The 7,240-nt window shown below is 55.7% G+C and carries 9 protein-coding genes and 1 pseudogene; 4 read left to right on the top strand and 6 right to left on the bottom strand.

Going from position 1 to position 7,240, the window contains the following annotated elements; translation table 11 throughout:
- From KBZ07_RS13810 to KBZ07_RS13790, 6 genes and pseudogenes are all read right to left on the bottom strand, one after another.
- A partial coding sequence (locus KBZ07_RS13810; RefSeq protein WP_254932155.1) for a hypothetical protein occupies nucleotides 1–190 on the bottom strand: 190 nt, incomplete at its 3' end.
- A gap of 315 nt (nucleotides 191–505) precedes the next feature.
- Nucleotides 506–613: pseudogene (locus KBZ07_RS16490) on the bottom strand (prepilin-type N-terminal cleavage/methylation domain-containing protein); the annotation flags it as partial.
- Between the two features lie 3 nt (nucleotides 614–616).
- Nucleotides 617–1,141, bottom strand: coding sequence for a Tfp pilus assembly protein FimT/FimU (locus KBZ07_RS13805; RefSeq protein ID WP_254932154.1), 525 nt, complete (start codon nucleotides 1,139–1,141; stop codon nucleotides 617–619).
- On the bottom strand, nucleotides 1,138–1,701 hold the full coding sequence (locus KBZ07_RS13800; RefSeq protein ID WP_254932153.1) for a hypothetical protein: 564 nt from the start codon (nucleotides 1,699–1,701) through the stop codon (nucleotides 1,138–1,140). Before KBZ07_RS13800 ends, KBZ07_RS13805 begins: the two co-directional genes overlap by 4 nt.
- Nucleotides 1,702–1,704: 3 nt before the next feature.
- Entirely contained in the window at nucleotides 1,705–3,489 is a 1,785-nt protein-coding gene (locus tag KBZ07_RS13795) for a hypothetical protein (protein WP_254932152.1), read from the bottom strand.
- Between the two features lie 23 nt (nucleotides 3,490–3,512).
- The gene (locus tag KBZ07_RS13790) at nucleotides 3,513–3,944 is read right to left on the bottom strand and encodes a type IV pilin protein (protein WP_254932151.1); all 432 of its coding nucleotides are present in this window, start codon (nucleotides 3,942–3,944) and stop codon (nucleotides 3,513–3,515) included.
- 522 nt (nucleotides 3,945–4,466) lie between these two features.
- Here KBZ07_RS13790 and KBZ07_RS13785 point away from each other — a divergent pair.
- From KBZ07_RS13785 to KBZ07_RS13775, 4 genes are all read left to right on the top strand, one after another.
- Nucleotides 4,467–4,835, top strand: a complete 369-nt coding sequence (locus KBZ07_RS13785) for a hypothetical protein (protein ID WP_254932150.1) — start codon at nucleotides 4,467–4,469, stop codon at nucleotides 4,833–4,835.
- A gap of 27 nt (nucleotides 4,836–4,862) precedes the next feature.
- Nucleotides 4,863–5,135, top strand: coding sequence for a hypothetical protein (locus tag KBZ07_RS13780; protein WP_254932149.1), 273 nt, complete (start codon nucleotides 4,863–4,865; stop codon nucleotides 5,133–5,135).
- Nucleotides 5,136–5,407: 272 nt separating this feature from the next.
- Nucleotides 5,408–6,178, top strand: coding sequence for a proprotein convertase P-domain-containing protein (locus KBZ07_RS16485; protein ID WP_396124092.1), 771 nt, complete (start codon nucleotides 5,408–5,410; stop codon nucleotides 6,176–6,178).
- A 34-nt stretch (nucleotides 6,179–6,212) separates the two neighbouring features.
- Nucleotides 6,213–7,079 carry an ABC transporter permease gene (locus KBZ07_RS13775; RefSeq protein WP_254932148.1) on the top strand — a complete coding sequence of 289 codons (867 nt, stop codon included), beginning with the start codon at nucleotides 6,213–6,215 and terminating at the stop codon, nucleotides 7,077–7,079.
- Nucleotides 7,080–7,240 lie beyond the last annotated feature (161 nt).

The raw sequence follows: 7,240 nt of genomic DNA, 5'->3' as shown, positions 1-7,240 counted from the left end.
AGGATTCTTTTGTGTAGCTGGAGCCGTTGGGGTCGAGGGGATCGCGTAAGGAAATGGCGTAGGTGACTTTAAGTGGGGTGATGTCCGACGCAGAGAAGGCGGTTACCCCAGTGGTTACAACTTCTGCCGTTTGGTCTGCGCATGATCTGGTCGCACCTTGGGTGAGAAGTGCTCCATCGACTTCGATCATGGGTCCGCGTCTCTGGAGACTGGAAGTGCCGGATGCTTGATCAGGTACAAGTTCGTAGCAGGTGGCTACATCGTATCCTGGCGAGCCTGTTGCTGAACTTGCTGGGTCGCCATCGCTGCAGCGATTGCTGCTGCCAGAGTAAAGAGGTTCGCAGGTGATCAGTTCAAGCCCACTCCCAATGCTCCGCACATTATGAGCTTCAGCGATCTCCGTGTTGAGCAGAAAACGCACCCTGGACCAGCGCTCCTGCAGTCTCAACTGGCCACCTAGCCGCTGATGAACGCGGAGTTGGGGTGCGAACACGGCTGTGGTGATGACAATCAACAGGGCGCCGATCGCTGTAACCACTGCCAGCTCAACCAGGGTGAAGCCGGTATCCGATCGCAATAGTGGCGAAGGCCAGGGACGCTGCGGTGGTTTCATAATTCAGAACTTCGTGAGCACGCAGCTTCCGCTACTGCTGACATTACCCATCTCCATATTGCCAAACAGGCCATTAAGTTGGATGCAGCGGGCTGGACCATTATTTGCCATGGCAATGGTGATCAGCACGTCTTCTTTGGGGTACTTGCTGGCACGCTGGGTGAAGCTGAAGCTATTGATATTAGCTGTGATTGAGTAATTTGCTCCACTGGCAGATTCAGGCAGCTGGTAAGGATTGTTGGGAGTTACACATGTCTCTGGTATGGGTTCTGCCACGCTGGCTACGGTATCTCCGTCGGTGATGGCGCCCGCCCTGATCAGCACGGCGCATGAGCTGCCCTTAAGAGCAGAGTTTCTAACCTCTTGAAGCCAGCCCGCAAGGCCGGTCGTAAGGTCATTCACCTGCGCTTTCTTATAGCTATTAATCATGGCTGGAAGACCCAGCCCTCCAATCACGCCCAGTATCGCCACTACTACCAGCAGTTCGAGCAAGGTGAAGCCGTGGCCCTCTGATTGGCTGTATTTCAAGGACACCACTGGCTTACGGTTGGCGAGAGAATGATTTGGGTTTTGGGCACTTCGGGTGGGCTCCATTCCACAATGTAGAGGTGTCCATTGGAACCGTTATTCGGATGAAGCCTGGCCGTTCGAGTAATGGCAATGGTGCTGTTCTTGGGTTGGATGGTAGTACTTGAACCAAGCTTTTCCACTAGGGCCTGCGACAGGTTGGATGGGGTGTTTTTACAGAACCCCGCAAAGGTTGTGAAAGCCGCCAAACTATTGGGGCTAGGGGCGTACTGGTATTTAGTGGGAGGCGGCAGGGCAAGACTGGCCACGCTGCAGAACCCCGTGAAACAGATGTAGTAATCATTGAGTCTTTTTGTTTCTGCCAGATCAGCGTTGATGGCTGCGGAGATAGCGTCGCGGCTGTTGATGTTTTTTACAGATTCGACTGACGAAGTAAAGAGGCTTATCAGCGCAACGCTTGACACTGTAAGTACGCCAGCGGAAACGACTGCTTCCGCCAGACTGAATCCCGCCTCGCTGGCTTGATGCTTTTTAGCCTTCAGCTGACGAATCGAGGGCATGTCTCAATTCCCGAAGAAGCGGTAGCGGCTGGTGCTGAGGGCCACCATGTCCCAAGGGAATAGGTCGGTGAAGCTATGCCCAGTTAAGCTATTATTGAAAGTATTATTTTCATCGGGAAGTATTCCCATGAGTATGAAGACATCTGCCACACCGGTCCTGGGTATGTTGAGTTTGGCACTGGTGCCACTGATGTCAAGCCGGTTGGTCCAGACAACAGCCTGAAAGGTGTCGGTTGACCCTCCTATGAGCCTGACAGCAGCTTTTGGTGCATAAATGAAAAAACGGGCTTCTCTGGTGGAGCCCTTCATTGTGAGATCTTGAACGCCCGATCCAAACAAAGAAAGATCGGTGACGTTGCCTACAAATGCGGTGCACGACTTGTTCTTGCAGTGCCTGATGGTTCCGCTTGCAAGTGTTTGTTTAATTCCGGTGCCATTGGAAGGGAAATAAAGCCTGATCCTTCTAGAGCTATTGCCACTGATAAAAATTAAATCATCGGGGCTTCCGCTGAGATCTATGCCGCTATATATACAGTGGATATCATTTTTTAGAAGTGTGCAGTTTCCTGGCAAAGGGCCCGTACTGGTTGCATCAAAAATAGTGCTTGGATTGGATAAAGGAGGTATAGACGAAGTTTCTCGACTCAATAGGGCGGGGCAGGGCAGGAGGGTACAGGGCTTAAGCACTGGGGGGGTGCCATTGAATGAGCCGGGATATGTGGGCAGCTCTGGAAGCTTGATATCAAGCCGTTCCATCTGGTTGCCGGAGGTGTTGTCGGCAGGGATGCATTGATCTGATTTTGCGTACACGCAGTACACGGGGTTAACGGCTGCCAGCCGGCTATTCAATAATGTGGAGCCCCCGCCTAAAATAGAGCCTCCAATCTCTTCATTGCCAACAACAACAATACCAAATCCTTCAGGGTCAAGCCCTTGAAGCATGAGGCAGCGATTGCTAGTTGGGTTGGCACGACTAATAAGGGCATAGTTGCTGTTGCCGTGGCCCTTCGGGGAATTATTGACTGAGTCTTGATGGCTGCCAAACGGAATCTTGCAGCATTTGGGTACCACGCTGAAATCTTCCTGCAGAATTGTGCTGGAAGCAATTTCATTGCTGTCGCTATTGCGGTAAACAACCGCCTCAACGCTGAGCCGGAAAACACTAGAGCTTTTAGTATCGTCTAGCAGTGAGAGGCTGGAGCCAGATTTTAGCTGAATCTTGAAATCTTTTGAATTTGGCCTGTTTACTATTCTAAATGCACGGGTAGACCCATTGCGAATTTTGCTGATAGCGCCATTATCTGCTACATAAAAATAACCATTATTAACTCTGCTGCTGCCAAGATTGAGATCTGATAAGCTTGGGGATGCCTGATATGCCTTTGCTCCGTTTATGTAGGTTTTGGTGCAAGGATTCAAGTGGTTAGTCGCAGCTTGGATTTCCGTCCATAGAGATGTGGCGATATCTGGATTGGCTTTTTCTGCGCTCTGAGGATGGACAAGTAGGTGGCGATTTTCTTCCTTATTTATTTGGCTGGTCAGGAACGCCATTCCACTACGGGCCACATTGCGTGCCTGAAGGCTTTGGCCTTCAAAAATCGAGCCAAGCATTGAGCTGGAAGATTGATTCAGGAGAGTGACCGTACCAGCGATGAAAATCAGAGCAGCCGTTAAAACGTATGCTAAGGAGAAACCACCTTGATGCTTAATATATTTTTTGCTATGGATCGTATTCCAAAGGATTGACCTTTTAGTGCTCCGGCTATGATAGGGGTAGGAGCGAATCATTTTTAAAAGTATCAAATCATGAATTAGTCAGCTTGCGTAGTACCGGCATTTGGCAGGGTCAGTCTTCCATCGCTATCAACTGAGGCCGTGTAAGTGGCGCCGCCTGTTATCGCTGCTGTAAAATCACCTGGGCAGCTCGCTCCTGTGTAGGTAATATTTGGGTCACCGCTCTTGGTAGTTGGAGTGAAACTGCCGCTCCGATCCACAAGCCATGCTTGGCATTCCTTGGCGCCTGAAGAAGTTAGCGATTTCGCTACAGCTACTTTTGCCTTGCCTGCCTGATTAAGAAATGAAGGCAGGGCTACAGCGGCCAGAATCCCGACGATAATCACCACAACCAAAAGTTCTATTAAAGTGAAGCCATGGCCCGTGGACGGCCGCGAGCGCACAGGGCGAGAGGTGAGGTGCTGGATCAGCCGGTGGCGAATTCGGGCGCTGAGGGCGATGTTTTTCATGGAATGGATCGGGGATTGACGATAATCCCTGGCTAAGTTCAGCCCAAGGTATCGGTTGCCTCCTGTGCAAGCAATGGGCTAAAGGCGATTGTCCGCTGCGAAAGCCCTGGGATCTCTAGATGAGTCGTATCTGCAGCATTCGCGACGCCGATTGCTGCGGCTCCGGGGGGGCGTGTCTTCCCGGCCGCTCCCTGTCTCTGCAGCGGCCGGGCTTTTCTGATGGTCCGTCTCCCCTGATTCAGGGCCGGCCCCAATCGCCCCGACCAGCCCATTCGCCGCCCTTTGTCACTGTCATCCACTGGTGCGTGCGGCCTGGCTGCCCGACACATCTCTGAAAATGCATGCGCTGAAATGGAAATGGGTCTCAGGTCATTACATGGGCAGGGAGCCGTGAGAGCTTGGGTTCTCACACCAAACCAAACTCGTATGGATTCCCGCACCCGGCTCCATGCTGAGCTGATCGCCTTCCTCTGTCTACACAGCCGCTTCGCAGAACATCGCCACCTGGTTCTCCTGGCCTGAATGGTGAGCGGGTTCTTGCTGAGCCAGAACGTCTATTTCGACCATTGGAAGGCTGCGCTGCCGCTGGGTCGGTGCCTTGCTGCCAGCCGGCAGCGGTGCGCTCAGCGGTGGCTGAGCAATGGTCGCATTGATGTGGAGGCGCTCTATAGCCCTCTGGTGCTCTGGGCGATGCAGCCGTGGCAAATGCTTGCTCACTGTGCCAGCTTCGGCGCCTACGTTGGGATCGCGCTACTGGAGAAGGCCGATCAGCTTGTGGCCCGGTTCGGCGCCATCACACTTCTGGCCGATCGCGCTTTCCCCAGTACTGAGCTGCTCGCCTGGTTCAGCGGTCAAATCCGCTCGAGCTGTGTGATGCGGTTGCGGGGCTAGAATTGAATCTACGGCACCGCTGCTCCGATGGGCTGTGAGGTGCGCCGACTGCGGCTGCCCCGTGGCCACTGCCATGGTTTCCGGGACGTGCAGCTCAGGGGCGACGACCGTCCGCGGGCCAACCTGGTGCTGGTGTTTCGCGACCAGAAGTCGCGAGTCTACCAGCTGGAGAGCAGTGGTCTGCGGGTCCCTGATCGGATCAATCGGCTCTTGCTGCTAGTGGCGATCGCGGTGTTGGTGAGCAGCCTTCAGGGATTTGCCGTCAGCTTGGCCTGGATTCCGTCCCATTGCAGGAGCTGAAGCTCTGAATTCGCAGCCGCGGCTTGCAGCGGCGGCTGAAACAGCCCTGGTTCACGCGGGTGGAACTGCCGCCACCACCACGAACCGCGCAGCTGGCGGTCGCATGACTGTCTCAATTGAGAAGTGTCGTGTTGCCAGGCGTGCGACGCACCTACCGGGTATCAGCGGTGAGACCAGGGTCCGAAGCTGCGGACGGAACTGGTCCAGGCCGAACAAGTCGACACCGGATCGTGCCTTAAAGTGGCATGTATTGAGCAACGGTGAGGGTTGGAATGATGACCTTGAAGCGTTTGGGCGCGATAAGTAATCTATTGGCATCTTCCATTGCTTGCCCCCCCCTACTTATTGCCGGTTTGAGTGCGACGGGGCTGTGCTTGAACTTGTTTTCAGGTATGCCCGCCCAGGCACTTACGGTTACAAATTCTGCCACCTTTAACCCTGTGCTTGAGGTTGACGGCGGATATCGTGACACCGGGCTGGCAATAAGCGGTCTTGGCGCTTCGGTTGCTAGCGTCTCACTCAGCCTCAGTCTTACAAAATGTGGAGCCACCATTAATGCAGATGGCAGCTGCAATGTGTACAGCCCCCCTGATTTTTCTTTCAATGAAGATATTGGGTTGTATCTTATAAGCCCAGGTGGTACTATCTCCGCCTTAGTGCTTCCATATCCCCGCTCAAGTTTATCTGGCCAGGACGGCGGCGCAACAGTTACCTGGAATTTTCAGGATTCCTTTTCCTCAACAGTAGGAGGTACTACCTTGGTTAGCGGAAGCTACAAACCCACGGATCTTTTTTCCAGCTTTAATGGACAAAATCCCAACGGCATCTGGACGCTTCGCTACGAAGACACAACACCACTTGCCCCTCTCAGCCTCAACAGCTGGTCCATCTCCGTAACTGATGAGACCGCCCCCGGCCCTGGGCCCACCCCCGCCGACGTGCCAGGTCCTCTTCCTCTATTTGGCTTGGCTGCCGCCTTTGGCTGGAGTCGCGTGCTCAGGAAACGGATTCGGGCCCGCCGTGCCCTTCGGCCTAGTTCCTAGGGATTACCAGCCAGGCCCTGCCTAAGGTCGCCCCATGCCTCTGCTGACTCTTCGTCCTGCCACCAGCCTTTCGGGCCGCATGGCCCGTTGGGGTCTGGTGATTGTGGTGGTCTATGCCCTGGTGGCAGTGCTCACTCCCCTGATGGTGCAGGCGGGCTGGTTGCCCGAACCCAATGCCGGCCTGCAGAACCCCATCTACGCCGCCCCCTCCCTGGGCCACTGGTGCGGCACCGATCGGCTCGGCCGCGATGTATGTGTGCGCACCCTGGCCGGTAGCGGTGTGGCCCTGCAGGTGGTTTTGCTGGCCCTGGTGATCGCCCTGGTGATCGGCGTTCCCCTCGGCATGGTGAGTGGCTACCTGGGCGGCTGGGTAGATCGGCTGCTGGTGCTGCTGATGGACACCCTCTACACCCTGCCGGTGTTGCTGCTTTCCGTGGTGATGGCCTTTCTGCTGGGGCGTGGCCTGCCCAATGCCGCCGCTGCCCTCTGCGTTGTCTACATCCCCCAGTATTTCCGCGTCGTGCGCAACCAGAGCGCCCAGGTGAAGGCCGAGCTCTATGTAGAAGCGGCCCAGTCGCTCGGGGCCGGGCCTCTGTGGATCCTGCGCCGCTACCTGCTGCGCAATGTGATCACCTCGGTGCCGGTGCTGCTCACCCTCAACGCCGCCGATGCGGTGCTCGTGCTTGGCGGCCTTGGTTTCCTCGGCCTGGGCCTGCCGGAAACCATCCCCGAGTGGGGCGGCGACCTCCAGCAGGCCCTCACCGCCCTCCCCACCGGCATCTGGTGGACCGCCCTCTACCCCGGCGTGGCTTTGTTTGTGCTGGTGCTCGGCCTGTCGTTTCTGGGGGAGGGGCTCGAGAGCTGGCTCAGTGGTGGCAACGCCCAGCGCTCTGGCAGCTGAAGCTGGCTTCAGGGGCGCAGTTGCCGCAGCCAGGTTTCGAGCGGTTCACAGCGGATGCCGTCGATTAGCAGCGGCTCTGGGCAGAAGGAGAGCAGAAGGCGTTCTGCTTCCGGGAAGTCCTCGCCGAAGGCCCGCAGCGCCTTGAGGTCGTTGCGGTCGAT

It is taken from the genome of Cyanobium sp. BA20m-14, from assembly GCF_024346295.1.
The sequence above is the reverse complement of the archived record's forward strand: the minus strand, read 5'-3'. Positions and strand labels throughout refer to the sequence as shown.

What these genes read in the sequence shown, in the direction of transcription:
- KBZ07_RS13800 (WP_254932153.1), bottom strand. Translation starts at nt 1,701, where the DNA reads ATGCCCTCGATTCGTCAGCTGAAGGCTAAAAAGCATCAAGCCAGCGAG.
- KBZ07_RS13795 (WP_254932152.1), bottom strand. Translation starts at nt 3,489, where the DNA reads ATGATTCGCTCCTACCCCTATCATAGCCGGAGCACTAAAAGGTCAATC.
- KBZ07_RS13790 (WP_254932151.1), bottom strand. Translation starts at nt 3,944, where the DNA reads ATGAAAAACATCGCCCTCAGCGCCCGAATTCGCCACCGGCTGATCCAG.
- KBZ07_RS13785 (WP_254932150.1), top strand. Translation starts at nt 4,467, where the DNA reads ATGGTGAGCGGGTTCTTGCTGAGCCAGAACGTCTATTTCGACCATTGG.
- KBZ07_RS13780 (WP_254932149.1), top strand. Translation starts at nt 4,863, where the DNA reads ATGGGCTGTGAGGTGCGCCGACTGCGGCTGCCCCGTGGCCACTGCCAT.
- KBZ07_RS16485 (WP_396124092.1), top strand. Translation starts at nt 5,408, where the DNA reads ATGATGACCTTGAAGCGTTTGGGCGCGATAAGTAATCTATTGGCATCT.
- KBZ07_RS13775 (WP_254932148.1), top strand. Translation starts at nt 6,213, where the DNA reads ATGCCTCTGCTGACTCTTCGTCCTGCCACCAGCCTTTCGGGCCGCATG.